Origin of the sequence: Rhabdaerophilum sp. SD176, assembly GCF_030143245.1 — a bacterium.
Taxonomy (GTDB): domain Bacteria; phylum Pseudomonadota; class Alphaproteobacteria; order Rhizobiales; family Beijerinckiaceae; genus Rhabdaerophilum.
In genome coordinates this window covers 340,688-363,962 of the sequence record NZ_JARJNS010000004.1, presented here as the reverse complement: position 1 = coordinate 363,962, position 23,275 = coordinate 340,688, and the positions used below count along the sequence as shown (strand labels likewise).

General features: G+C 64.8%; 26 protein-coding genes. 19 read left to right on the top strand and 7 right to left on the bottom strand.

Annotated elements, in window-relative coordinates; translation table 11 throughout:
* Window positions 1-66 precede the first annotated feature (66 nt).
* The 4 genes from P0652_RS11335 (at window position 67) to P0652_RS11320 (ending at window position 3,549) form a co-directional block, all read left to right on the top strand.
* The gene (locus tag P0652_RS11335; RefSeq protein ID WP_284178917.1) at window positions 67-1,038 is read left to right on the top strand and encodes a TRAP transporter substrate-binding protein; all 972 of its coding nucleotides are present in this window, start codon (window positions 67-69) and stop codon (window positions 1,036-1,038) included.
* Window positions 1,039-1,129: 91 nt separating this feature from the next.
* Window positions 1,130-1,660 (top strand): TRAP transporter small permease, encoded by a 531-nt coding sequence (locus P0652_RS11330; RefSeq protein WP_284178916.1) that lies wholly within the window; start codon window positions 1,130-1,132, stop codon window positions 1,658-1,660.
* A gap of 7 nt (window positions 1,661-1,667) precedes the next feature.
* Complete coding sequence (locus tag P0652_RS11325; protein ID WP_284178915.1) at window positions 1,668-2,975, top strand: TRAP transporter large permease; 1,308 nt, start codon at window positions 1,668-1,670, stop codon at window positions 2,973-2,975.
* A gap of 19 nt (window positions 2,976-2,994) precedes the next feature.
* A complete protein-coding gene (locus P0652_RS11320; protein WP_284178914.1) occupies window positions 2,995-3,549 on the top strand; it encodes a winged helix DNA-binding protein in 555 nt (184 codons plus the stop codon).
* A 21-nt stretch (window positions 3,550-3,570) separates the two neighbouring features.
* Here the strand turns inward: P0652_RS11320 and P0652_RS11315 are convergent, their stop codons facing one another.
* Both P0652_RS11315 and P0652_RS11310 read right to left on the bottom strand, forming a co-directional pair.
* A complete protein-coding gene (locus P0652_RS11315) occupies window positions 3,571-3,807 on the bottom strand; it encodes a hypothetical protein (protein WP_284178913.1) in 237 nt (78 codons plus the stop codon).
* Between the two features lie 17 nt (window positions 3,808-3,824).
* A complete protein-coding gene (locus P0652_RS11310) occupies window positions 3,825-4,550 on the bottom strand; it encodes an aspartate/glutamate racemase family protein (protein WP_284178912.1) in 726 nt (241 codons plus the stop codon).
* 200 nt (window positions 4,551-4,750) lie between these two features.
* On the opposite strand from P0652_RS11310, the gene P0652_RS11305 reads away from it, so the two are divergent.
* The 15 genes from P0652_RS11305 to P0652_RS11235 all read left to right on the top strand — a co-directional run bounded on the left by P0652_RS11305 (window position 4,751) and on the right by P0652_RS11235 (window position 20,317).
* Complete coding sequence (locus P0652_RS11305) at window positions 4,751-6,400, top strand: ABC transporter substrate-binding protein (RefSeq protein ID WP_502947510.1); 1,650 nt, start codon at window positions 4,751-4,753, stop codon at window positions 6,398-6,400.
* A gap of 62 nt (window positions 6,401-6,462) precedes the next feature.
* Complete coding sequence (locus tag P0652_RS11300) at window positions 6,463-8,058, top strand: ABC transporter substrate-binding protein (protein ID WP_502947509.1); 1,596 nt, start codon at window positions 6,463-6,465, stop codon at window positions 8,056-8,058.
* Window positions 8,059-8,077: 19 nt separating this feature from the next.
* Window positions 8,078-9,031 carry an ABC transporter permease gene (locus P0652_RS11295; RefSeq protein ID WP_284178911.1) on the top strand — a complete coding sequence of 318 codons (954 nt, stop codon included), beginning with the start codon at window positions 8,078-8,080 and terminating at the stop codon, window positions 9,029-9,031.
* A 1-nt stretch (window position 9,032) separates the two neighbouring features.
* The gene (locus P0652_RS11290) at window positions 9,033-9,920 is read left to right on the top strand and encodes an ABC transporter permease (RefSeq protein WP_284178910.1); all 888 of its coding nucleotides are present in this window, start codon (window positions 9,033-9,035) and stop codon (window positions 9,918-9,920) included.
* Entirely contained in the window at window positions 9,917-10,954 is a 1,038-nt protein-coding gene (locus P0652_RS11285) for an ABC transporter ATP-binding protein (protein ID WP_284178909.1), read from the top strand. Before P0652_RS11290 ends, P0652_RS11285 begins: the two co-directional genes overlap by 4 nt.
* On the top strand, window positions 10,951-11,928 hold the full coding sequence (locus P0652_RS11280; RefSeq protein WP_284178908.1) for an ABC transporter ATP-binding protein: 978 nt from the start codon (window positions 10,951-10,953) through the stop codon (window positions 11,926-11,928). The genes P0652_RS11285 and P0652_RS11280 overlap by 4 nt, the downstream gene beginning before the upstream one ends.
* 65 nt (window positions 11,929-11,993) lie before the next feature.
* The gene (locus P0652_RS11275) at window positions 11,994-13,172 is read left to right on the top strand and encodes an amidase (RefSeq protein ID WP_284178907.1); all 1,179 of its coding nucleotides are present in this window, start codon (window positions 11,994-11,996) and stop codon (window positions 13,170-13,172) included.
* Between the two features lie 28 nt (window positions 13,173-13,200).
* Window positions 13,201-13,869, top strand: coding sequence for a GntR family transcriptional regulator (locus P0652_RS11270; RefSeq protein ID WP_284178906.1), 669 nt, complete (start codon window positions 13,201-13,203; stop codon window positions 13,867-13,869).
* Between the two features lie 206 nt (window positions 13,870-14,075).
* Window positions 14,076-15,446: an allophanate hydrolase gene (atzF, locus tag P0652_RS11265; RefSeq protein WP_284178905.1), complete on the top strand. Its 1,371-nt coding sequence runs from the start codon at window positions 14,076-14,078 to the stop codon at window positions 15,444-15,446.
* Window positions 15,443-15,877 (top strand): allophanate hydrolase-related protein, encoded by a 435-nt coding sequence (locus P0652_RS11260; protein WP_284178904.1) that lies wholly within the window; start codon window positions 15,443-15,445, stop codon window positions 15,875-15,877. The genes atzF and P0652_RS11260 overlap by 4 nt, the downstream gene beginning before the upstream one ends.
* Window positions 15,878-15,926: 49 nt before the next feature.
* A complete protein-coding gene (locus tag P0652_RS11255) occupies window positions 15,927-16,883 on the top strand; it encodes an ABC transporter substrate-binding protein (protein ID WP_284178903.1) in 957 nt (318 codons plus the stop codon).
* 76 nt (window positions 16,884-16,959) lie between these two features.
* The gene (locus tag P0652_RS11250) at window positions 16,960-17,811 is read left to right on the top strand and encodes an ABC transporter permease (RefSeq protein WP_284178902.1); all 852 of its coding nucleotides are present in this window, start codon (window positions 16,960-16,962) and stop codon (window positions 17,809-17,811) included.
* A complete protein-coding gene (locus P0652_RS11245; protein WP_502947508.1) occupies window positions 17,804-18,598 on the top strand; it encodes an ABC transporter ATP-binding protein in 795 nt (264 codons plus the stop codon). Before P0652_RS11250 ends, P0652_RS11245 begins: the two co-directional genes overlap by 8 nt.
* A complete protein-coding gene (locus P0652_RS11240) occupies window positions 18,598-19,479 on the top strand; it encodes a polysaccharide deacetylase family protein (protein WP_284178901.1) in 882 nt (293 codons plus the stop codon). Before P0652_RS11245 ends, P0652_RS11240 begins: the two co-directional genes overlap by 1 nt.
* Window positions 19,469-20,317 carry an alpha/beta hydrolase gene (locus tag P0652_RS11235; RefSeq protein WP_284178900.1) on the top strand — a complete coding sequence of 283 codons (849 nt, stop codon included), beginning with the start codon at window positions 19,469-19,471 and terminating at the stop codon, window positions 20,315-20,317. The genes P0652_RS11240 and P0652_RS11235 overlap by 11 nt, the downstream gene beginning before the upstream one ends.
* Window positions 20,318-20,521: 204 nt before the next feature.
* Here the strand turns inward: P0652_RS11235 and pufM are convergent, their stop codons facing one another.
* From pufM to P0652_RS11210, 5 genes are all read right to left on the bottom strand, one after another.
* Window positions 20,522-21,481, bottom strand: coding sequence for a photosynthetic reaction center subunit M (gene pufM, locus P0652_RS11230; protein ID WP_284178899.1), 960 nt, complete (start codon window positions 21,479-21,481; stop codon window positions 20,522-20,524).
* 28 nt (window positions 21,482-21,509) lie between these two features.
* Window positions 21,510-22,358, bottom strand: coding sequence for a photosynthetic reaction center subunit L (gene pufL / locus P0652_RS11225; RefSeq protein ID WP_284178898.1), 849 nt, complete (start codon window positions 22,356-22,358; stop codon window positions 21,510-21,512).
* Between the two features lie 121 nt (window positions 22,359-22,479).
* On the bottom strand, window positions 22,480-22,641 hold the full coding sequence (gene pufA / locus P0652_RS11220) for a light-harvesting antenna LH1, alpha subunit (RefSeq protein ID WP_284178897.1): 162 nt from the start codon (window positions 22,639-22,641) through the stop codon (window positions 22,480-22,482).
* Between the two features lie 29 nt (window positions 22,642-22,670).
* Window positions 22,671-22,817 carry a light-harvesting antenna LH1, beta subunit gene (gene pufB / locus P0652_RS11215; RefSeq protein WP_284178896.1) on the bottom strand — a complete coding sequence of 49 codons (147 nt, stop codon included), beginning with the start codon at window positions 22,815-22,817 and terminating at the stop codon, window positions 22,671-22,673.
* 120 nt (window positions 22,818-22,937) lie between these two features.
* Window positions 22,938-23,171 carry a hypothetical protein gene (locus P0652_RS11210; RefSeq protein WP_284178895.1) on the bottom strand — a complete coding sequence of 78 codons (234 nt, stop codon included), beginning with the start codon at window positions 23,169-23,171 and terminating at the stop codon, window positions 22,938-22,940.
* Between the last annotated feature and the right edge of the window lie 104 nt (window positions 23,172-23,275).

Below are 23,275 nucleotides of genomic sequence, written 5' to 3'. Positions count from 1 at the left end.
CGGCGGTGAAACAAGCTCTGGCATGCCGGCTTTCCCTGCCGGTTGCCACAAAATGGGAGAACAGGGATGAAGACGACGACCATGCTGCTGGCTTCGGCCGGCCTTGCCCTCTTCGCCGGCTCGGCGAATGCGCAGACGAAATGGGACATGCCGACCCCTTACTCGGACGGCACGTTCCAGACGGTCAATGTTCGTGAATTCGTGGCCGATGTGGCCAAGACCACGGGCAACAAGCTGCAGATCACCGTGCATTCCAATGCCAGCCTCGTGAAGATGCCGGAAATGAAGCGCGCCATCCAGTCGGGCCAGGCGCCGATCGGGGAAATCCTGATCTCGGTCCTCGCCAACGAGGATGCGATGTTCGGCTTCGAATCCGTTCCGGGCCTTGCTCCCTCCTATGCCGGGGCGCGCAAGCTGCACAATCTGGCCAAGGCGTCGATCGCTTCCCGGCTCGAGAAGCAGGGCATGATGTATCTCTATTCGGTGGCCTGGCCGCCGCAGGGCATCTATACGAAGAAGCCGATCAATGCCCTCGCCGACCTGAAGGGCACGAAGTTCCGCTCCTACAACCCGGCTACAGCCCGTTTCGCGCAGCTGATCGGCGCCGTTCCGACCACCATCCAGGTGCCGGAAATCGCGCAGGCCTTCCGGACCGGCGTGCTCGACGCGATGATCACCTCGGGTGCCACCGGTGTCGACCAGCAGGCCTGGGACTATCTCAACCATTATTATGACACCCAGACCTTCCTGCCGCAGAACCTTGTCTTCGTGAACAAGAAGGCCTTCGACGCCCTGCCGGCCGATGTGCAGAAGGGCGTGCTCGAGGCTGCTGCCCGCGCCGAGGATCGTGGCTGGAAGAAGAGCGAAGAGCTCAACGAAGGCTACAAGAAGACGCTTGCCGAAAAGGGCGTGAAGGTCCTCCCGGCCACCGACGCCATGAAGGCCGAGATCAAGACGATCGGTGAAACCATGGCCAAGGAATGGGCTGAAAAGGCCGGCCCGGACGGCGCCAAGCTGGTGGCCGATTTCAAGAAATAAGCCGCCTCTCTCCCGAGGCTGACCCTGCGGCGCGAGTGGCGCCGCAGGGTTGGTCCCCCCTTCCCTGACGCCCTGCAACGCGGAGGCCGCCATGCGACGCGCGCTCGATGCCCTGTATCTGTTGACGGCCTGGATTGCGGCTTCGAGCCTGATCGCGATTGCCGGCCTCATCCTCGCGCAAGTGTCCTTGCGTGCCTTCGGATCGCAACTGCAATCCGCCGACGATTTCGCCGGTTTCGCGCTGGTCGCCACAACCATCGTGGGCCTTGCCCCGACCTATCGCCATAACGCCCATATCCGCGTCAGCCTTCTGATCGAGCGCTTCGCCATCGGAACGCCGGTGCGGAAGCTGCTCGAGCGGCTGGTCACCGCTGTCTCGGCCGTGCTTGTCGGCTGGGCCGCGTGGAATTCGGTGCATTTCGTCTACGAGAGCTACATCTACAACGAGGTCAGCCAGGGGCTGCTCCCGATCAAGCTCTGGTACCCGCAGACATTGATGGCCTTCGGCTTCATCGTGTTTTTCATCGCGCTGGTCGACGACCTCGTGACCGACCTCCTGGGCGGCACGCAGAGCCATCTCGCCCATGCCGCGGCCGGCGACGAAATGCCGGTCGAGAAGTGAGGCTGTCATGGATCCCGCAACTGCTTCCCTCTTTCTGATCGGCCTGATGTTCCTGTGCCTCGGCACGGGTGTCTGGATCGGTCTTGGCCTCGGCTTTGTCGGCTACTTCTCGCTGGCCTTCATTTCCGGAAAGGACCCTTCCCTCTCCTTCGCCACCACGATCTGGGGTTCGATGAACTCCTGGACCCTGACCGCCCTCCCCATGTTCATCTGGATGGGCGAGATCCTGTTCCGGTCGTCCCTCTCGGACGACATGTTCAAGGGTCTCGCGCCATGGATGCAGCGCCTGCCCGGTCGCCTGCTGCATACCAACGTCTTTGGCTGCGGGATCTTCGCCGCGATTTCCGGCTCGTCGGCCGCCACCGCTGCCACGATCGGGCGCATGACGATCCCGGAACTGCGCAAGCGCGGCTATGACGACTTCATGAATATCGGCAGCCTCGCCGGATCGGGCACGCTGGGCCTGCTCATCCCGCCCTCGATCATCCTGATCGTCTACGGGGTGGCGGCCGAGGTCTCCATCGCCCGGCTCTTCATTGCCGGCATCCTCCCGGGCATTGTGCTGATGCTCGTCTTCTCGGGCGTGCTGATCACCTGGGCGCTGATGAACCCGTCCAAGGTGCCGCCTCCGGATGCACCGATGACCTTCAGCCAGAAGCTCAACGAGAGCCGGCGGCTCATCCCGATTGTCGGGCTGATCGTGATCGTGCTCGGTTCGATCTATACCGGGATCGCAACACCGACCGAGAGCGCCGTGCTCGGCGTGGTCGGCTCGCTGCTGCTGACCGTGATCACCGGCACGTTCTCGTGGAAGATGCTCAATGACAGCGTGATGGGTGCCGTCCGCACCAATGCGATGATCGGCATCATCCTGGCGGGCGCCTCGTTCCTGACGGTCGCGATGGGCTTTACCGGCCTGCCGCGCATCTTCGCGGAATGGATCAACACGCTCGGCCTCACCCAGTTCCAGCTGATCCTCGCGCTGATGATCGTCTACATGATCCTCGGCTGCCTGATCGACGGCATCTCGATGGTGGTGCTGACGGCAGCGGTGGTGATGCCCGCGGTAAAGGCGGTCGGGATCGATCTCGTCTGGTTCGGCATCTTCGTGGTGCTGGTGGTCGAGATGGCGCAGATCACACCGCCGGTCGGGTTCAACCTGTTCGTCCTGCAAGGATTGACGGGCCGGAGCATGGGCTATATCGCGCTGGCAGCCCTGCCCTTCTTCCTGGCCATGGTAGCGATGGTTTTCGTCGTGATCCTGGTGCCGGACCTCGTGACCTGGCTGCCGAACCAGATGCTGGGCCAGAAATAACCCGCAAGGAGATGCGCCGATGGCGAACGATAAGACCGCAGCACCGGAGCCGCAGGCCCCGCTCACCAGCCTGCTCGGTCCTATCGTGTCCTCGGCGCATCTCGCCTCCGGCGCAAGCCCGGCTCTTTCCGAATTCGAGTTCGGGCTCATCCTTGTCGGCCATGCCTTCGACCGCTGGATGGTGCGCTGCATGGCGGCGGCGGGGGTGAAAGACCTCTCGCCGTTGGATGTGCTGGTGCTGCACACCGTCAATCATCGCGGGCGGGCCAAGAAGCTGGCCGATATCTGCCTCGTGCTCAATGTCGAGGATACGCATACCGTTTCCTATGCGCTCAAGAAGCTGGAGCGGCTCAAGCTGCTGAAGGCCGGCAAGGCAGGCAAGGAAAAGACCGTCACGATCACCGAAGCCGGAGAAAAAGCCTGCCTTGCCTATCGGGAGATCCGCGAGGCGCTGCTGGTCCGGGCGGTGCGTTCGCTGGGGCTGGACGAGGCCGTGCTTCACGATGTCGCGCAGCGCATGCGCGCGCTTTCCGGCCATTACGACCAGGCGGCCCGCGCGGCAGCCAGCCTCTGAGCCGGAACGCCTGCGCCGGGCTCAGGCCCGGGCACGCCGCTCCCGCAACATGCGGCGCGCCGTCATCACGGCAAAGGTGATGCCGAGGACCAGGCCGAGGAAAGGCCCGATCGTGAACGCATAGCCCATGGCGAGGCCGCCATCGCGGTCGAACACGCCGAACACGCTCGTCTGGATGATATAGGCGGCCATGCTCAGCACCCAGCCCCCGACAAGGCCGGCCAGAAACGCGAGGACGGTGAAAACCACGATCGCCATGGGGCCATCATGCCGGTTCAGAGATATCGCGCAAGGGCCGGCAGCAAGCCGACCGAGGCAACGCCATCCGGCTGCGGCGGCGGAACCACGGCCGGCGGCGCGGCGAGTGCGGCTGCAACCGCCCGGAACCCGGCCTCGACCGAGCAGATGACCGGCACGTCGACGAAGGGTTGCACCCGTGCGGCAAGACCGATCAGCCCTGCCCCGCCGAGAATGACGCGCTCGGCGCCAAAGGCTGAAACACAATGGCGGCAGGCATCGGCGAGGATATCGCGGAACGCATCCGGATCCGAAGCAATGGCGCCCCCGGTCGGCGGAATCGTGTGGATGCCGGCCAGCGTGGCATCGAGGCGGCGCAGGCGCACCATTTCCTCCAGCATCGGGCCCCAGCGCAGGCCGCCGGTCACGATGGCGTAGCGGGCGCCGCCGGCCGCGGCCTCGATTGCCGCCGCTTCGACGAGGCCGACAACCGGGACGGGTGCGATTTCGCGCAGCGCATCGAGGCCGGGATCGCCGAAACAGGCGAGCAGCACGGCGTCGCACCCCTCGCCATGCTCAGCCCAGGCCTCGATCGCGGCATGGCCGGCAATCGCGAAAGCCGCGCGGCTGGCAATGTAGAGACCGCCGAACCGCCCCGTCGCCGGCCGGATCTCGACCTCGGGCAATGCAAGACGGGCCGCGTCCACAACCATGGCGGTCATGTCGGTCCGGGTGTTCGGATTGATCACCAATACGCGTTTCATGCCTGTTTTTTCCTCACATCCCCGGGGAATGCACAAAAACCATGCATCCCGTTCCATTGCATGCAGTTCGGGCCCGGAAAGGACCCGGATTCTGGTCGGAACTCCCCACCTGCGCACAGCATGCCATGGCATAGGCGTTGCTTTCCCATGCTGCACAGACCGCCGCAAGACAGGATGCAAGGCGGTGCAGGGAGAACAGGATGCACTTCAACGTCAGACAGATCATTACCGCCAGCCTGCTGGCCGGCTCGATGCTGGTCGCCCCCGCCATGGCGCAGGAAAAGGTCCTGCGGATCGGGATGACCGCCGCCGACATTCCGCGTACCCATGGCCAGCCGGACCAGGGCTTCGAGGGCAACCGCTTCACCGGCATCCCGATGTATGATGCGCTGACCGCCTGGGACCTTTCCTCGGCTGACAAGGCCAGTGTCGTTGTTCCCGGCCTCGCGACGGAATGGGCGGTCGATGCCAATGACAAGACCAAATGGGTCTTCAAGCTGCGCCCCGGCGTGAAATTCCATGATGGCTCGGCCCTGACAGCCGACGCCATCGTCTGGAATGTCGAGAAGGTGCTGAAGAAGGAAGCCGCGCATTTCGATGCGAGCCAGGTCGGCGTGACGGTCTCGCGCATGCCGACTTTGCGTTCCGCCCGGAAGATCGACGATCTCACCGTCGAGCTGACGACATCGGAACCGGACAGCTTCCTGCCCATCAACCTGACCAACCTCTTCATTGCCAGCCCGGCCCATTGGAATGCCAAGCTGGCTGCCGTGCCGACCTCGGTGACGGACCCGGCCGAGCGGGCAAAGCAGGCCTGGGTGGCCTTCGCGGCCGAGCCGTCGGGCACCGGCCCGTTCAGGGGTGTGCGCCTCCAGCCGCGCGAGCGGTTCGAGATGGTGGCCAACAAGACCTATTGGGATCCGAAGCGCACGCCGAAAATCGACCGCGTTGTCCTGCTGCCGCTGGCGGATGCCAATGCCCGCACCGCCGCGCTGCTTTCGGGCCAGGTCGACTGGGTGGAAGCGCCCGCGCCGGATGCCATGCCGCGGATCAAGTCAGGTGGCTTCACCATCTATTCCAACCCGCAGCCGCATGTCTGGCCGTGGCAATTCTCTTTCGCGGAGGGCTCGCCCTGGCTCGACAAGCGCGTCCGCCATGCGGCCAATCTCTGCGTGAACCGCGAGGAACTGAAGACCTTGCTCGGCGGCATGATGGGGATTCCGAAGGGCTCGGTCTCGCCGGACCATCCGTGGTGGGGCAATCCGAGCTTCGACATCAAATATGACCTGGCCAGTGCCAAGAAGCTGATGACGGAAGCCGGCCATTCCGCCGCGAAACCGCTCAAGGTGAAGGTGCTGACCTCGGCCTCGGGTTCGGGCCAGATGCAGCCGGTGACGATGAACGAGTATCTCCAGCAGGCGCTGAAGGAATGCTTCTTCGATGTCGAGCTGGATGTCATCGAGTGGAACGCCGTCTTCACCAACTGGCGTGAAGGCGCCAAGGATCCGAAGGCGCGCGGCGCGAATGCGATCAATGTGACCTTCGCCACGATGGATCCGTTCTTCGCGATGGTCCGGTTTGTCTCGACCAAGGCGTTCCCGCCGGTCTCCAACAACTGGGGCTATTTCGGCAATGCCGAGTTCGACGGGCTGATCGCCAAGGCACGCTCGACCTTCGACGGCAAGGAACGCGATGCCGCGCTCGCCAACCTGCACAAGCGGATCGTCGAGGAAGCGCCGTTCCTCTGGGTGGCGCATGACGTGGGCCCGCGCGCGATGAGCGCCAAGGTCAAGGGCGTCGTGCAGCCGAAGAGCTGGTTCATCGATATCGCGCCGATGTCGATCAACTGACGTGTCATGCCCTGCCGGATTCCCCGGCAGGGCCTTTCCTTCCCCGTTTCCGGAGAGCTGCCATGCGCCGCGTGCTTCATACCCTGACGGCCATGTCCGTCCTTACGCTTACCTCGCCCGTTCTGGCGCAGGGCACCCTCCGGATCGGCATGACCGCATCCGATATTCCGTTGACCACAGGCCAGCCCGACCAGGGGGGCGAAGGTCAGCGCTTCATGGGCTTTACTCTCTATGATGCCCTTGTGAACTGGGACCTGACCCGTTCCGACAAACCTTCAGTGCTCATTCCCGGCCTTGCAGCAAGCTGGAGCGTCGATGCGAATGACAAAACGAAATGGATCTTCAAGATCCGCGAGGGCGTGAAGTTCCATGACGGCTCGACCCTGACGGCGGATGCGGTGGTCTGGAATTTCGACAAGCTGCTGAAATCCGACGCTCCGCAATTTGACCAGCGGCAGGCCTCGCAGGGGCGCTCGCGTATTCCCGCTGTGGCCGGCTACCGCGCCATCGACCCGCTGACGCTGGAAATCACCACGAAGGCCCCGGATGCGACCCTGCCCTACCAGCTCGCCTGGATCGGCATTTCCTCGCCCGCGCAATGGGAAAAGAAGGGCCGGAACTGGCAGGAAGTGGCCAAGGAGCCGTCCGGCACCGGGCCGTGGAAGCTGGCCGGCTTCACCCCGCGCGAACGGGCCGAACTCGTGCCGAACAAGGATCATTGGGACAAGACGCGGATTCCCAAGCTCGACAAGCTGATCCTCATTCCGCTGCCGGAGCCGAATGCCCGCACCGCCGCCCTGCGCTCTGGCCAGGTCGACTGGATCGAGGCACCGGCGCCGGATGCGGTGCCGACGCTGAAAAGCAACGGCTTCCAGATTGTCACCAATGTCTATCCGCATAACTGGACATGGCATTTCTCCAGCGCGGAAGGCTCGCCCTGGAATGATGTCCGCGTGCGCAAGGCAGCCAATCTGGCGGTGGACCGCGAGGGGCTGAAGGAATTGCTCGGCGGCCTCATGGTTCCGGCCGAAGGCTTCATGCCGCCGGGCCATCAATGGTTCGGCAAGCCGACCTTCAAAGTCAGGCGTGATCTTGCCGAAGCGAAGAAGCTGCTGGCCGAGGCGGGCTATGGCCCGAACAAGCCGCTGCAAACGAAAATCCTGATCTCGCCTTCCGGTTCGGGCCAGATGCAGCCACTGCCGATGAACGAGTTCATCCAGCAGAACCTCGCCGAGGCCGGGATCAAGATCGATTTCGAAGTGGTGGAATGGAACACGCTCATCAATATCTGGCGGGCCGGCGCGAAGCATGAAAGCTCGCGCAAGGCGACGGGGATGAACTACTCCTACTTCATCCAGGACCCTTTCACCGGCTTCGTCCGCCACCTCCAGTGCAACCTGCAACCGCCGGCCGGCACCAATTGGGGTCATTACTGCGACAAGGAAATGGAGAGCCTGTTCGACCAGATCCGCACGACCTTCGATGCCGATGCACAGACCAAGGTCCTGGAAAAGGTGCATGAGAAATACGTCAACGAGGCGCTGTTCCTCATGGTGACGCACGACGTCAATGCCCGCGCGATGAGCGCCAAGGTCAAGGGCTTCGTGCAGGCGCAGAACTGGTTCCAGAACTTCTCGTCGATCACCATGACGCCGTGACCGGGCAAAAGAGCGGACGATGCTGAGCTACATCCTCAAGCGACTGGCCCTGACCATTCCCGTCGCCTTCGGCGTGAGCATCGTCTGCTTCATGCTGGTCCACATTGCCCCGGGCGATCCACTGACCTCGGTGCTGCCGCCGGATGCCTCGGCGCAGTTGCAGGCGGAAATGCGAGCCCTCTATGGCTTCGACCGGCCATTGCCCGTGCAATACGGACTTTGGGTTCTGAAGACGCTGCAGGGGGATCTCGGCGTTTCCATCGCCACGGGCCGCCCCGTGGCGTCGGAACTCGGCAAGGCGCTGGGCAACACGCTCATGCTCGCCGTGCTGGCGACGTTGATCGGGTTCCTTTTCGGATGCCTGTTCGGTTTCGTGGCCGGCTATTTCCGCGACAGCTGGATCGACCGCCTCGCCTCGTTCGTCTCGATCATCGGTGTCTCGGTGCCGCATTACTGGCTCGGCATGGTGCTGGTGATCATCTTCTCGGTACAGCTCAACTGGCTGCCCGCAACCGGCGCCGGGCCCGGCGGATCGGCCGACTGGGCCTGGGACTGGGTGCATGTCCGCCATCTCATCCTGCCGGCCGTGACGATGTCCGTCATCCCGATGGGCATCATCGCGCGCACGGTCCGGGCGCTGGTCGCGGAGATCCTGAGCCAGGAATTCGTTTCCGGGTTGCGCGCCAAGGGCCTGCTCGATTTCGGCGTGTTCCGCCATGTCGTGAAGAATGCCGCGCCGACCGCCCTCGCCGTGATGGGCCTGCAGCTTGGCTACCTGCTCGGTGGCTCCATCCTGATCGAGACCGTCTTCTCCTGGCCCGGCACCGGCTTCCTGCTGGGCCAGGCGATTTTCCAACGCGACCTTCCGCTGCTGCAGGGCACGATCCTCGTGCTCGCCATGTTCTTCGTCGCGCTCAACCTGATCGTGGATATCGTGCAGTCGATGCTCGATCCGCGCGTCCAGAGGGCCTGAAATGAGCGCTGCCGCCCCCGCCCTGACCGCGATCGCCGCGATCGAGAAATCGCCCGGCTACTGGGCCGGTGTGATGCATCGCTTCCGGCGTGACCCAGTCGCCATGGCCGCCCTGATCATCGTGCTCGCCCTTGTGCTGATGGCGATCTTCGCGCCATTCATCGCGCCGGCCGATCCCTACCGGTCCTCGATGATCCGCCGGCTCCGGCCGATCGGGACGCCGGGCTTCCCGCTCGGCACCGACGAGCTTGGCCGTGACATGCTCTCGCGGCTGATCCTTGGCGGCCGGCTCTCGCTGCTGATGGGCGTCACGCCGGTCTTTATCGCCTTCTTCATCGGCTCGGCCATCGGGATCACCGCCGGCTTTGTCGGCGGGAAAGTGAATACCGTGCTGATGCGGACGATCGATGTGTTCTTCGCCTTCCCCTCCGTGCTGCTGGCGATTGCGCTGTCGGGGGCGCTGGGCGCCGGCATTTTCAACGGGCTGCTCTCGCTGACCATCGTCTTCGTGCCGCCCATTGCCCGGATCGCCGAGAGCGTGACGACCGCCGTGCGGAAGATCGAATATATCGAGGCGGCCCGGGCCTCCGGGGCCTCCGCCTTCCGCATCGTCCGGATCCATGTTCTGGGCAATGTGATCGGGCCGATCTTCGTCTATGCGACGGGGCTGATCTCCGTCTCGCTGATCCTCGCTTCCGGCCTGTCCTTCCTCGGCCTCGGCGTGAAGCCGCCCGAGCCGGAATGGGGGCTGATGCTCAACACCTTGCGCAACGCAATCTATGTGCAGCCGTGGGTTGCTGCCCTGCCGGGGCTGATGATCTTCATCACCTCGATCTCCTTCAACCTGCTTTCCGATGGATTGCGCTCCGCGATGGACATCAAGGCATGAATCCCGCTTTCGCCACCGCGTCCGATCCCGTTCCCCGCCCTCCGCTGCTCTCGGTCAACGGCCTGCGCAAGCATTTCCCGCTCAAGGGCGGGCTGTTCGGCCGGACCACCGGCGTCGTGCGCGCGGTGGATGGCGTCTCTTTCGACGTGGCCGAGGGCGAGACGCTCGGCATTGTCGGCGAGAGCGGCTGCGGCAAATCCACCACGGCGCGGCTGCTGGTGGACCTGATCACCCCGGATGACGGGCAGATCCTGCTGGAATCGCGCCGGCTCGGCGTCGATCTCGATGTGCGCGAATTGCGCCGGCATGTGCAGATGGTGTTCCAGGACAGCTATGCCTCGTTGAATCCGCGGCTGACGATGGAAGACGCGATTGCCTTCGGGCCGCGCGTCAACGGCATGCCGGCCGCACAGGCAACGGCGCTGGCGCATGAACTGCTTGCCAAGGTCGGGCTGGAGCCGCGCCGCTTCGCCGGCCGCTACCCGCATGAACTCTCGGGCGGGCAGCGCCAGCGCGTGAACATTGCCCGGGCGCTCGCCTTCTCGCCAAAGGTCGTCATCCTCGACGAGGCGGTTTCCGCGCTCGACAAATCGGTCGAGGCGCAGGTGCTCAACCTGCTGGCCGACCTCAAGAAGGAACTGGGCCTGACCTATATCTTCATCTCGCATGACCTGAATGTCGTCCGCTATATCAGCGACCGCGTGATGGTGATGTATCTCGGTGAGGTGGCAGAGATCGGCCCGGTCGAGACGCTCTACGCCAACCCGACGCATCCCTATACCCGCGCCCTTCTGGCCGCGATGCCGTCAATGGATCCGGACCGGCGCACGCAGGAAGCGCCGCTTTCGGGTGATCCGCCGAACCCGATCAACCCGCCTTCCGGCTGCCGGTTCCACCCGCGCTGCGCCAAAGCGGAGAGCGTGTGCAGCGCAGGCAGCCCCGGGCTGTTCAAGCTGCCGAGCGACCGGCATCTCGTGGCCTGCCACGCCGCCATTCCCGGCTCCGGCCACAGCCTTGCGGGGGTGACCGCATGACAGACCCGCTGGTGGAGATGAAGGATGTGACCGTGCGCTTCCATGGCACACGGACGGTCCATGCCGTCAATGGCGTCAACCTGACGCTGATGCCGGGCGAGACGCTGAGCATTCTCGGCGAGAGTGGCTCGGGCAAGAGCGTGACGCTGAAGACCCTGCTGCGCCTGCTGCCGGAAAACCGGACCGAGATCGGCGGCGAGGTCCGCGTGGCCGGCGCGGATGTGCTCTCGCTCGACGGGCGGGCGCTGGCCAACCATCGCGGCGGCGTGGTCTCGATGATCTTTCAGGATCCGATGCTGGCGCTCGACCCGGTCTATACGATCGGCGACCAGATCGCCGAGGCGGTGATGCGCCATGAAGGGATCAGCCGGCAGGCCGGGCTGGCCCGGGCGCTCGACATGCTGACCCGCGTGCGCATTCCCTCGCCGGAACGGCGGATGAAGGCCTATCCGCATGAAATGTCCGGCGGGATGCGCCAGCGCGCGATGATCGCGCTCGCCCTCTCCTGCCGGCCGAAACTGCTTCTGGCGGACGAGCCGACCACCGCGCTCGATGCCACGGTGCAGATCCAGATCCTGCTGCTCCTGCGGGAATTGCAGCGCGAATTCGGCATGGCGATGATCTTCGTCACGCATGATATCGGCGTCGCTGTGGAGGTGTCAGACCGGATCGCCGTGATGTATGCGGGCGAATTCGTCGAGACCGGCACCGTGCGGCAGATCATCCGCGAGCCGCGCCATCCCTACACGAAGGGGCTGCTCGCTGCGAACCTGCATGGTGCGGTGAAAGGGGAGCGGCTCGATGCCATTCCCGGCGCGCCGCCGGCGCTGGAGACGAAGCCGACCGCCTGTTCCTTCGCGCCGCGCTGCCTTGTCCGGCAAGACAGGTGCGAAACGGCCCGGCCGCCGGTCGTGAATTTCGATCCCGGCCGGATGGTCCGCTGCATCCATGCTGTCGAGCCGGCCATGGCCTGATGCCCTCCGGCTTGCCGGCACGGATCCGGCAGGCCAAACTCCGCGCCCCGATTGACGAGAATGCTATGCTGCTCCCTGAAGATCCCGCCCGCGCCTTCATGCCCTACCCTGCCGTGCCCGTGCCGAATGCGCCGGACGGGCCGCTGGCCGGGCTGACCTTCGCCGTGAAGGACCTGTTCGATGTGGCCGGCTACCGCACAGGCTGCGGCAATCCGGTCAAGCTGGCGCAATCGCCCGTGGCCGAGCGCCATGCGCCGCCGGTCCAGGCGCTGCTCGATGCCGGAGCCCGCTTCGTCGGCAAGGCCCATACCGAGGAGCTGGCCTGGTCGCTCTATGGCACCAACGCGCATTTCGGCACGCCGCTGAACCCGGCCGCCCCGGACCGCGTGCCCGGTGGTTCCTCCTCCGGCTCGGCCAGCGCGGTTGCGGCCGGGCTCTGTGACATCGCGCTCGGCTCGGATACGGGCGGTTCGGTGAGAGCGCCGGCCAGTTTCTGCGGGCTCTACGGACTCCGGCCAACCTTCGGTGCCATCGCGCTGGACGAGTGCATGCCGCTGGCCCCGACTTTCGATACCTGCGGCTTCTTTGCCCGGGATCTCGCAACCTTCGGCCGGATGGCCTCGGTGCTGCTACCGGCCGATACGGCCGATCTCTCCATGCCGCATCTGATGGTCGCGGCTGATCTTTTTGCGCGGCTGCCGGCCGCCAGCCAAGCCGCACTGGCGCCAAGGCTGGCGGCTATCGGCGCGATCTCGGGTGAGCCGGCACCGGCCATCGTCTATCCCGATGCGCAAGGGCCGATCTACGATGCCTTCCGCAAGCTGCAATCCTACGAGATCTATGCCGTCCATGGCGCCTGGTTCGAGCAGCAGAAGCCGGTTCTCGGGCCGCCGATCGCTGAACGTTTCGCCTATGCCCGGACCGTTACCGAGGCGCAGGCCGCCGAGGCGCGCATCATCCGCACGCGGTTCGCGGAAGGGTTCCGCGCTCTTCTCGGCGCGCGGGGCGTGCTGGTCAGCCCGGCCGTGCAGGGCCCGGCGCCGCGTCTCGATGACAGCCCGCAGGGCCTCGATGCCTATCGCCACGAGGCCATGGCCTTCCTCTGCCCGGCGGGTCTTTCCGGCCTGCCGCAGCTGGTGGTTCCGGCCGGCACGGTCGATGGCGCACCGATCGGCCTGTCGCTGATCGGACCTGCCGGTTCGGACCGGCAGCTTATCGCGCTGGCGGCGCGGCTCGGCCTGTGAGAACAGGCCTGTGAGGAAAGGCGGAGCGGTGAAAAAGACGACGCGCACCGACACGATCCTGACGCGGTTGACGCAGGACATTCTTGGCAAGCGGCTGGCCCCCGGCACGTCGCTCGACGAGACGCGCCTCGCAGAGCAGTTCGGGGCTTCGCGCACGCCCATCCGGGAAGCGCTGCGGCAGCTGGCGGCCAGCGGGCTCGTGGAGTTGCGGCCGCACCGCGCGCCGCTCGTGGCACCGACCAACGACCTGCGGCTCGCGGAAATGTTCGATGTGATGGCCGAGCTCGAGGCGCTCTGCGCATCGCGGGCCACGCTGGCCATGAATGCCGACCAGCGCGCCGAACTGGATGCGTTCCATCGGTCGATGGCGCCGATCGTCCGCGAATCCGATGTGGCGGCCTACCGGGCGGCGAATGTCGTGTTCCACACGATGATCTATGACGGCGCCCGCAACGGCTATCTCAAGCAGATCGCCCTCTCGACGCGGGAGCGGCTGGCCCCGCATCGCGGCGTGCAGCTCGAGGCCCCGGCCCGGCTGGCCCAGTCGCATCTCGAGCATGGCGAGATTGTTACCGCGATCCTGCGCGGCGATCACGAGGCTGCCGCCAATGCGATGCGCCGGCACCTGACCATCACACGCGAGACGCTGGCCACGCTGGCGCCCGCCCGCGCTTCGGGCGACTTGCCTAGAAACTAGACAAAACATCTGCTCTGCATACAATGTGAGCAGCCTCGCCCAGGCCCGTTTGCGGCGGAGTTTGCAGGCCTGCCCCGGGAGGAAGCCGTCACTTTCCCGCGGGATTGCCGCTCCCGTCATCGCCATTGCCACAACAACGCATCCGCCCCGGAAGGCTGCCCCCTCTTGGCACGCACCTTGCTGAACCTTGCGAGGGAGACAACGCCATGCCGACCAGCCATCCGACGATCGCCACGCTCCACCAGCGCTACAGCCAGGGTCTCCGCCCCGAGGCGGCGATCGAAGCGGCTTATGCGCGGCTGGCGGCGGTCAACGATCCCGGCATCTTTATCACGCTGGTGCCGGAAGCGGATGCGCTGGGAGCAGCCGGACGGTTGCCCGCTTTCGATGCGGCCCGCTACCCGCTCTGGGGTGTCCCTTTCGCGGTGAAGGACAATATCGATGTAGCCGGCCTTCCGACGACGGCAGCCTGTCCGGATTTCACCTACATGGCCGAACAGGACGCGCCGGTCGTCGCGCGGTTGCTGGCTGCGGGCGCGATCTGCCTCGGCAAGACCAATCTCGACCAGTTCGCCACCGGGCTGGTTGGCGTGCGTTCGCCCTTCCCGGCGCCGCGCAATGCCTTCGATGCCGGGCGCGTGCCTGGCGGCTCCTCCTCCGGCTCGGCCATCGTTGTCGCACAGGGGATTGCCTGTTTCAGCCTCGGCACCGATACGGCCGGCTCCGGCCGCGTTCCGGCGGGGCTGAACAACCTTGTCGGGCTCAAGCCGAGCCTCGGGGCCCTGTCCGGCCGGGGCATGGTCCCGGCCTGCCGGACGCTCGACACGATCTCGATCTTCGCCGCCAATGTGGATGACGCCGCGCGCGTACTCGGCATCGCCTCGGGTTATGATGCCGCCGACCCCTATTCCCGCCCGCTGCCGGAGCAATCGGACAAGCCGATGCGGGTTCTCGGCATTCCCGGCGAGAAGGACCGGCATTTCTTCGGCGATACGCTGATGGCCCGCGCGTATGAGGCCAGCCTCGACAAGCTGGCTAGCCTCGGCGTGACCCTGCGCGAACTGGATTTCGAACCCTTCTTCGCCGTGGCACGGCTGCTCTATGAAGGTCCTTGGGTCGCCGAACGCCGCGCCGCGCTCACGCCCTTCATGGACGAGAATCCCGCCGCCCTGCATCCCGTCACCCGAGCGATCATCGGCAAGGCTGACGGGATTTCTGCCACCCAGACCTTCCAGGCCTTCTATGCGCTGGCGGCCCTGCGCCGGCAGACCGAACCGGTCTGGCAGGAGGTAGATGGCCTTGCCGTGCCGACCTGCCCGATTGCGCCGACCCTCGCCGAACTCGAAGCGGATCCGATTGACCCGAATTCGCGCCTCGGCACCTACACGAATTTCGTCAACCTGCTCGATCTCTGCGGCCTTGCCCTGCCCGGCCCGTTCCGCAGCGACGGATTCCCGGCGGGGATCACCCTGCTGGCGCCGCGTGGCCATGATCAGAGGCTGGTCAAGCTCGGCAGGCAATTCTTCCCCGGCATCGGCGGATGCGAACGCTTCTCAACCAAGGAGGTCGCTGCATGAGCGCGGACCAGGCATCCGAGATGATCGAAATCGTGGTTGTCGGCGCCCATCTCTCGGGGATGCCGCTGAATGGCGAACTGACCTCGCGCGGCGGGCAGTTCCGCCGGGCGGGCGAGACGACGAAATCCTATCGCCTCAATGCCTTGCCCGGCGGCCCGCCCAAGCGACCGGGGCTGATCCGGATTGCCGAGGGTGAAGGCCATGCCATCGCCGTCGAGGTCTGGGCTCTGCCGGCGGAGGGTTTCGGCACCTTCGTCGCCGGCATTCCCGCGCCGCTCTGCATCGGCACCGTCCGTCTGGCGGATGGCACCAGCCCGAAGGGCTTCCTCGTGGAGCCGGAGGGCCTGATCGGGGCAACCGACATTTCCGAATTCGGCGGGTGGCGCGCCTACATGGCCGCCCTCGCCGCAACAACGACGAGCGCCGCCTAGAGCGCCCGGCCTTTCCCTTCAGAATGCCTACAACAGCGAGGACCGAACCATGATCAATCGCCGCCATCTTCTCGCCAGCGCCGGGGCCGGCCTTGGCGTCATCGCCATGCCGAACATCCTCCGCGCGCAAACGCGCACCGTCAAAATGGGGTCGCTCCGGCTGATCCATTCGATGACCCCGCATTTCTACGAGAAATTTGCACCGTCGAACCTCAAGATCGAGATCATCACTTTCGACAGCCCGACGGACGGCAAGAATGCCGTGGTGACCAAGTCGGTCGATTTCGGCGGCTTCGGCATTGCGGCGGCGACGCTCGGCGCTGCTGCGGGCGAGCCGGTGGTCGTTGTCGGCGCCTTTTGCAACAAGGGCATGGGCGTGATCGCCAAGGCCGGTTCGCCCATCAAGACCGTGAAGGACCTCAAGGGCAAGAAGGTCGGCATCTGGCCGGGCTCGACGCAGGAGGTCTTCATCATGGAGCGGCTGCGCCTCGAGGGTCTGTCGATCCGCGATGTCGTGGCAACCCGCGTTCCCTTCGGCGAAATGCATGCCATGCTCTCGCGCGGGGATATCGATGCCTATGTCGGTGCCGAGCCGGGCCCGGGCCTCTCGCTGGCGACCGGCGTCGGCCAGCTGGTCGAATACCCGTACAATACCGCGATGGGCGGCCTGAACATGATCTTCGCGACCTCGGAAGAGATGGTGGCGAAGGACCCCGAGCTGGTGAAAACCATGCTCACCGTGCATGCCAAGGCCTCCGAGTTCATGATGAAGAACAAGGATGCCGTGGCCGAGATGACGGTGGCCAAGCTCGGCGCCAACAAGGCGGCGGTCGAGAATGCGCTGAAGAACGACAACGTCGAGTATATCTGGAAACTCGACGAGACCGTGCTCAAGCAGGCCCGCACCTATGCCGAGCAGATGCTGGCGTTGAAGCAGATCCGCGCGCTGCCGGATTTTCCGAAGTTCCTGAACGCCTCTTTCTCCAACGCCGTCAAGACGGCCTGATGCTGCGGACCCGCGCCGCCGGCCGGCGCGGGCCCTTTCCCCAACCCGGGCGCTTTTCCTGATCGGAGAGAGTTTCATGGTGGATGTGACCAGTTCCGCCCCGGCTGCCGAAGAGGCGCCGCCGCGGAAGGCCAGCCTGCCCCACTTGGGCAAGGCGAGGGATTTCGCGCTGGCGATGATCGTGCCCGGCCTGCTGCTGCTGCTCTGGTATGTCGCGACCACGCAACGCTGGACGCGGCTGATCCCCACCCCGGCCGAGACGGCCGAATACATGGTCGATTTCGCGGTCGGTGGCATCTATGACGATGCCTTCTCGGCCACGCTCCATATCCATCTTCTCGCTTCGATGAGCCGCGTCTATGGCGGCTTCCTGCTGGCGGCCGCGGTCGCGCTGCCGCTTGGCCTGCTGATCGGGCGCATTCCGCTGGCCCGGAAGACGCTGGACCCGTTCTTCCAGCTGATGCGGCCGATCCCCGTGACCGCATGGCTGCCGCTCTCGATGATCCTGTTCGGGCTCGGGGCCAAATCCGCCTTCAGCCTCGTCTTCCTCGGCGCCTTCTACCCGATCCTGCTCAACACGATCTTCGGCGTGAAGAATGTCGATCCAAAACTGTTCGAGGCGGCCTCGATGCTCGGCTGCCGGGGCAATGCGCAGTTCTTCCGCGTGGTGCTGCCGGCAGCGCTGCCTTCGATCTTCACCGGCCTCCGGCTTGGCCTCGGCCTCGCCTGGTTCGTCATCGTCGTCGGCGAGATGACCGGCGTGCCGCAGGGGCTTGGCGCCGTCATCATGGACGGGCGGACGCTGTCGCGCACCGAACTCGTCATCTGCGGCATGATCATCATCGGGATTGTCGGCTACCTGTCCGACCGGATCGTCATGATGATCGGCAACCATCTCCTGCGCTGGAGCCCGACCCATCATGGCTGAGACCGATTCCCTGTCCGCTCCGCTGCCGATCATCGAAATCCGGAATGTCTCGAAAACCTTCTGGTTGGGTGAGCAGAAGATCGAGGCGCTGTCCGGCGCCAATCTCGAGATCCGCAAGGGCGAGTTCATCTGCCTGATCGGCGCCTCGGGCTGCGGCAAATCCACCCTGCTGCGCATCATGGCCGGGTTCGAACAGCCGACCGGCGGCGAGGCGCTGATGTGGGGCAAGCCGATCACCGAGCCCGGCCCGAGCCGTGGCATGGTGTTCCAGGATTACGCGCTGTTCCCCTGGCTGACCGTGCGCAACAACATTGCCTTCGGGCCGAAATCACAGGGCCGCTCGACCGGCGAGGTCAAGGAGATCTGCGACCGCTTCATCGAGATGGTCGGGCTGCAGAAATTCGCCAATGCCTATCCGCACCAGCTCTCCGGCGGCATGCGCCAGCGCGTGGCCATTGCCCGTGTGCTCGCCAATGATGCGGAACTGGTGCTGATGGACGAGCCCTTCGGCGCGCTCGACGCCATGACGCGCGAACGCCTGCAGGATGAACTTCTGGAGATCTGGGAGCGGACCAAGCTGACCGTGGTCTTCGTGACCCATGCGATCGAGGAGGCGATCTTCCTCGCCGACCGCGTGGTGGTGATGTCCCCCGGGCCGGGGCGGATCGACAGCGACAACCGGCTGACATTGCCACGCCCGCGCGACGTCGCCTCGCCGGAATTCAACGAAATCCGGCGTGATCTCTCCGCGCGCCTGCACTCGCACCACGGCAAGAAGGCGGCGTGATGCGGCCCGAAGACCGCCTGCCCTATCGCGCCAGCATCGACCGGCCGCCCCTCGTGCTGCCGGATGGAAAGGCCGTCGCCTGCTGGTTCATCGTCAATGTCGAGAACTGGCTGATCGACAACCCGATGCCGCGCCAGGTGCTGGTGGCCCCGACCGGGGCTGCCCTTCAGCCGGATATCGCCAACTGGGCCTGGCATGAATACGGCATGCGGGCCGGGCTCTGGCGGCTGCTGGCCGCGTTCGAGAAACGGGGTATCCGGCCAACGCTCTCGATCAACGGCTCGGTCTGCCACGCGTATCCACGTGTCGCCGGCGCGGCGCATGAGGCCGGCTGGGAGTTCATGGGCCATGGTTTCGTGCAGGTGCCGACGCATCGCATCGAGGACCAGCGCGCGATGATCGGCCAGACGGTGGAGACCATCCGCGCCTTCACCGGCAAGCCCTGCCTCGGATGGCTGGGGCCGGGCCTGACGGAAACGCTGGACACGCCGGACCATCTCGCCGAAGCGGGCATCCGCTATATCGCGGACTGGGTGGTGGATGACCGGCCCTGCCGGCTGGCGACGCGGCACGGCCCGGTCCTGACCATGCCGTATACGGTCGAGCTCAACGACATCCCGACGATCATGATCCAGCACCACCCCGCGGAAGAGCTGGCCCGCCGCGCCCTGCGCACGGCGGAAAGGCTGGTGCGCGAGGCCAAGGCCGGCGACGGCGGCAAAATCATGAGCATCGCCATTCACCCGTATATAACCGGGGTTCCACACCGGATTGACATATTCGAGGCGCTTCTCGACGATCTGATCCTCCTGGGCGACCTTGCCTTTCTGCAGGGGCGCGACCTTCACGATTGGTATCTGGCGAGTGGCGATGACACCTGACGTTCGGGCCTGGCGGCACTTCAGCCAAAGTGAACTCGACGCTGCCTACAACAACATGGCCGCAGTGGCTCGCTCCGGCGAGATCCTGAATTCACTGACCGCGCGGTCGATCAAGACGCGCGAGCGGACAGCCATCGCGCTCGACCTCGCCTATGGGCCCGGCGCGCGCCAGACGATCGACATTTTTGCCTGCGGCCATCCGCATGCACCGATGCTGGTCTTCCTGCATGGTGGCTACTGGCAGCGCAATGCCAAGGAGATGTTCTCCGTACTGGCCGAGGGGCCGTTGGCCCACGGTTTCGATGTGGCCATGCCGGGCTACACGCTGGCGCCGGAAGCCTCGCTGACACGGATCGTCGAGGAATGCGAGACGGCGATCCGCCTGCTCCGGGTGGTCGGGCCGTCGATGGGTGTTGCCGAATCGCGCCTGATCATCAGCGGCTGGTCGGCCGGCGGGCACCTCGCCGCGCGCCTGTCGGAAATGCCGGAAGTCGATGCTGCCCTGGCCATTTCCGGCATTTTCGACCTCGAACCGATCCGGCACAGCTACCTTCAGGAGGCGCTCAGGCTGAGCTCCGAGGAAGCGCATTTCCAGAGCCCGCAGCATCGCGTGGCGCAGGCGACCAAGCCGGTCTCGGTGATCTGGGGCGGGGCGGAACTGCCCGAATTGCAACGCCAGAGCCGGGATTACATCGCGGCCCGCGTGGCGACAGGCAAGCCGGTCAGCGGCGGAGCGATCGAGGGCGAGGATCACTTCACGATCCTCGCGCAGCTGGCTGACCCGACCAGCCAGGTCACCGGCCATCTCCTCGCGCTCGATTCCGGGCTGGGGGACTGACTGCCCAAGGGCGTGCCTCCTCCCGGCCAGCCGCATTGACATCCGCAACACGGCGCGGCAGCGCACGATACCGCTTCCCCAAAAGACAACGTCCCGCCTGGAGGGGCGGGACGCCGGTGTGGCACAGGGATCAAGGGGAGATACGCGTGCCCTACCCCGGTTCCGGGGGAAGGAGGCCTGCCCCCGGCAGTTTCTTTCAGCGTGTCATTGCGCCGGAGGCGTGGCCGGCCACCAATCCGGATTTTCCGGAACGATGCCGTGCTTGATGCCCCAGTCATACCAGTTGTCGACAACCGTGCCGGTGAGCAGGATGCCGATGCCACCGGTGATCGGGCAGAGGATGGCGAACCAATAGGCCCAGCGATGGATCGATTCCATCGAGGCGTTGAAGCCCATCGTCCAGCGCCAGAACAGGGCTGCACGCTCCGAGGCCGTGCCACGATCGGTGATCTGCTCGATCTCGCGCTCGCCGCCATAGCGGGTGACCGCAAGGATGGTGCCGGCATGCATCGCAAAGAGCAGGACGGAGCCATACAGGAACACGATCGAGAGGGCATGGAAGGGGTTGTAGAAGAGGTTGCCGTAGCGCAGCGAGAAGTTCTGCGTCCAGTCGAGATGCGAGAAGATCCCGAAGGGCACGGCCTCGCTCCAGCTGCCCATCATGACGGGCCGGATGAAGCCGGCAACCAGAAACAGCCAGATGGCGGCGGCAAAGGCCCAGGCCACATGGGTGCCAAGTCCGAGCGCCCTGGCCCGGCGATAGGTTCGCACCCACCACAGGATGACCGATGCCGTCAGGAAGAAGCCGGCAATCTGCCACAACCCGCCTTCGGCGAGGGGCGGGAGGATGGTGAGCCCATATTCCGGCTTCGGCGGATCGAGCGAAAGCCAGAAGAGCTTCCGGACGAACTGAACCGGATCCCAACCGACGGACGCCCACATGTGCAGCCCGATGATCTCGAAGGCGATGAAGCCGCAGATCAGCGAGGTGACGCCCGTCCAGCCGAGATAGATCGGGCCAAGCTGCGCATCCCCGATCTTGCCAAGCCAGTAACTATGCGCCGTCGTCTTGCCGCGCTCGTAAAGGTGGGGGGCGAGCGGGATGCCGAGATCCGGATCCCCGTGAACCTGAACCCGCGTGAAGATGTTCTGATAATAGGCCATGATGCGTCCCTCGCTTCAGGTTCGGCCGTCAGGTCTGCGGTGCAGTGGCGGGATTGGCCCAGTAGGACCAGTTCAGCCACCAGTTCCACCACTCGGCCCAGCCCTGGGTCCAGACGGGCCCGCTGATGATGATGCAGACCGCGCTCCAGAAAACCGCGCTCAGCGCCAGAAAGAGGCCGAGCCGGTGCACGCCGAGCGTGCCGATCGAGTATCCGATCGTGTCGCGGAAATAGCTGTTCTCGTGTTCGGGCGTCTTCACCTGCTCGCCACGGCCCGGATTTGTCGCCGAGAGGATCAGCCCGCCATGCAGCGAAAGTGCCAGCGTTGTCGCGAAGAAGAACGTGATCGCGATCATGTGTGCCGGGTTGTAGTGGAATTGCAGGTACTGGTACCCGACATTCGACACCCATTGCAGGTGGCTGAAGATGCCATAGGGAAAGCCATGGCCCCAGGCGCCGAGAAGAATGGGCCTGAAAACGACCAGCGTGACATAGGCAAGGATGGCGAAGGCGAAGGCAAAGGGCACATGATAGCCCATGCCCAGCTTCCGGCAGATCTCTACTTCACGGAGCGCCCACGAGACAAAGGCACCAATCGCGCAGAAGGTGATGACCTGCCAGAGTCCGCCCTCGGCAAGGGGCGCAAAGGCGAGGCCGTATTTGACGTCCGGAGGATTGATGCTGATGAGCCAGATGTTCCAGGTCGGGCCGAGGCTTGCGCCGAAGATGATCAGCGCTGTTCCAAGGATGGTGAAGAACGCCGCAGCGACCCCGAAGAACCCAACGTAAAACGGCCCAACCCAGAAATCGAAAAGATCGCCTCCGACCAAAGTGCCACCACGGACCCTGTATTTTCTTTCAAAGCTCAATAATGCCATTTTGACCTCCGTACAAGATTCGCTCTATGACCTACTTCTGGCCAATCGATCTTCGACTTGTTGATTAAAGAGGAGCGGACAACGATCTTTTATTTAAAGAACTCAATGTCCGCTCCATTTTTTATTTCTGGGCAGCCTTCGCAGCAACTGGCGCATTGAGCCAGCTATTGTAACGGGGCGTGCTCAACTGAATGAAGTGATTGAGCATCACCATCAGGAAGGCGAACGTGCAAACTGCGACCAGCGTGCGACGCGGATCGAAAATCAGCCAGATTCTCCACATAGATTGATCTCCATCTCTAGCGGGTTGGTTTAGAACCAGGGCCGCCACATCCAGATCAGGATGTGTGCGACGAGCGAAACAGCGAAGAATCCAAGCGTTCCTTGCACGAAGAAACCGTGGAATTCCTGCGCTTCCGCTCCAGTGAGGCCCGTCAAGGACCCTCCCTTGTCAGCCATTGTCTGACACTCCTACAGGTGGCCCGAAGGCCCGTACCGTGCATCTCCCGCACGGCTGGTTAGCTGCAGCTCGCCTACAGCATGACCCATGGCCGGAGGGGTCCGGCCAGGGGGCAAGAGTTACCCCATGAAGATGTAGGGGATGATCGCGCTGGCATCGGCGCGGGCCTCGGTGAAGACCGAGACCGGCCGGCTGCCGGAATGTTGCCCCGCAAGGCGCCGGAAGGCGCGGCGAAGCAGCACAAACGGAACGAGGAAAGCGGCCGTGAGCAGCGTCATGCGCTGGCAAAGTCGCTTCTGCTCGGCATGGGATTTCATCCGGGTGGACGTGTCCATCTTGACGGCGTGAGCCATGCTCATCTCCTCTCAACGTTCGGGCAGGAAAGGGCGGCGCTCCGGTCCCGCTCCAGGAACCGGACCGGAGGCACCGCCAGTGACCGAAGGGGTTGGCCAGAGGG

Bases quoted from the DNA above. Each gene is read 5' to 3' on its own strand.
- P0652_RS11335 (WP_284178917.1), top strand. From the start codon at position 67: ATGAAGACGACGACCATGCTGCTGGCTTCGGCCGGCCTTGCCCTCTTC.
- P0652_RS11330 (WP_284178916.1), top strand. From the start codon at position 1,130: ATGCGACGCGCGCTCGATGCCCTGTATCTGTTGACGGCCTGGATTGCG.
- P0652_RS11325 (WP_284178915.1), top strand. From the start codon at position 1,668: ATGGATCCCGCAACTGCTTCCCTCTTTCTGATCGGCCTGATGTTCCTG.
- P0652_RS11320 (WP_284178914.1), top strand. From the start codon at position 2,995: ATGGCGAACGATAAGACCGCAGCACCGGAGCCGCAGGCCCCGCTCACC.
- P0652_RS11315 (WP_284178913.1), bottom strand. From the start codon at position 3,807: ATGGCGATCGTGGTTTTCACCGTCCTCGCGTTTCTGGCCGGCCTTGTC.
- P0652_RS11310 (WP_284178912.1), bottom strand. From the start codon at position 4,550: ATGAAACGCGTATTGGTGATCAATCCGAACACCCGGACCGACATGACC.
- P0652_RS11305 (WP_502947510.1), top strand. From the start codon at position 4,751: ATGCACTTCAACGTCAGACAGATCATTACCGCCAGCCTGCTGGCCGGC.
- P0652_RS11300 (WP_502947509.1), top strand. From the start codon at position 6,463: ATGCGCCGCGTGCTTCATACCCTGACGGCCATGTCCGTCCTTACGCTT.
- P0652_RS11295 (WP_284178911.1), top strand. From the start codon at position 8,078: ATGCTGAGCTACATCCTCAAGCGACTGGCCCTGACCATTCCCGTCGCC.
- P0652_RS11290 (WP_284178910.1), top strand. From the start codon at position 9,033: ATGAGCGCTGCCGCCCCCGCCCTGACCGCGATCGCCGCGATCGAGAAA.
- P0652_RS11285 (WP_284178909.1), top strand. From the start codon at position 9,917: ATGAATCCCGCTTTCGCCACCGCGTCCGATCCCGTTCCCCGCCCTCCG.
- P0652_RS11280 (WP_284178908.1), top strand. From the start codon at position 10,951: ATGACAGACCCGCTGGTGGAGATGAAGGATGTGACCGTGCGCTTCCAT.
- P0652_RS11275 (WP_284178907.1), top strand. From the start codon at position 11,994: ATGCTGCTCCCTGAAGATCCCGCCCGCGCCTTCATGCCCTACCCTGCC.
- atzF (WP_284178905.1), top strand. From the start codon at position 14,076: ATGCCGACCAGCCATCCGACGATCGCCACGCTCCACCAGCGCTACAGC.
- P0652_RS11260 (WP_284178904.1), top strand. From the start codon at position 15,443: ATGAGCGCGGACCAGGCATCCGAGATGATCGAAATCGTGGTTGTCGGC.
- P0652_RS11255 (WP_284178903.1), top strand. From the start codon at position 15,927: ATGATCAATCGCCGCCATCTTCTCGCCAGCGCCGGGGCCGGCCTTGGC.
- P0652_RS11250 (WP_284178902.1), top strand. From the start codon at position 16,960: ATGGTGGATGTGACCAGTTCCGCCCCGGCTGCCGAAGAGGCGCCGCCG.
- P0652_RS11245 (WP_502947508.1), top strand. From the start codon at position 17,804: ATGGCTGAGACCGATTCCCTGTCCGCTCCGCTGCCGATCATCGAAATC.
- P0652_RS11240 (WP_284178901.1), top strand. From the start codon at position 18,598: ATGCGGCCCGAAGACCGCCTGCCCTATCGCGCCAGCATCGACCGGCCG.
- P0652_RS11235 (WP_284178900.1), top strand. From the start codon at position 19,469: ATGACACCTGACGTTCGGGCCTGGCGGCACTTCAGCCAAAGTGAACTC.
- pufM (WP_284178899.1), bottom strand. From the start codon at position 21,481: ATGGCCTATTATCAGAACATCTTCACGCGGGTTCAGGTTCACGGGGAT.
- pufL (WP_284178898.1), bottom strand. From the start codon at position 22,358: ATGGCATTATTGAGCTTTGAAAGAAAATACAGGGTCCGTGGTGGCACT.
- pufA (WP_284178897.1), bottom strand. From the start codon at position 22,641: ATGTGGAGAATCTGGCTGATTTTCGATCCGCGTCGCACGCTGGTCGCA.
- pufB (WP_284178896.1), bottom strand. From the start codon at position 22,817: ATGGCTGACAAGGGAGGGTCCTTGACGGGCCTCACTGGAGCGGAAGCG.
- P0652_RS11210 (WP_284178895.1), bottom strand. From the start codon at position 23,171: ATGGCTCACGCCGTCAAGATGGACACGTCCACCCGGATGAAATCCCAT.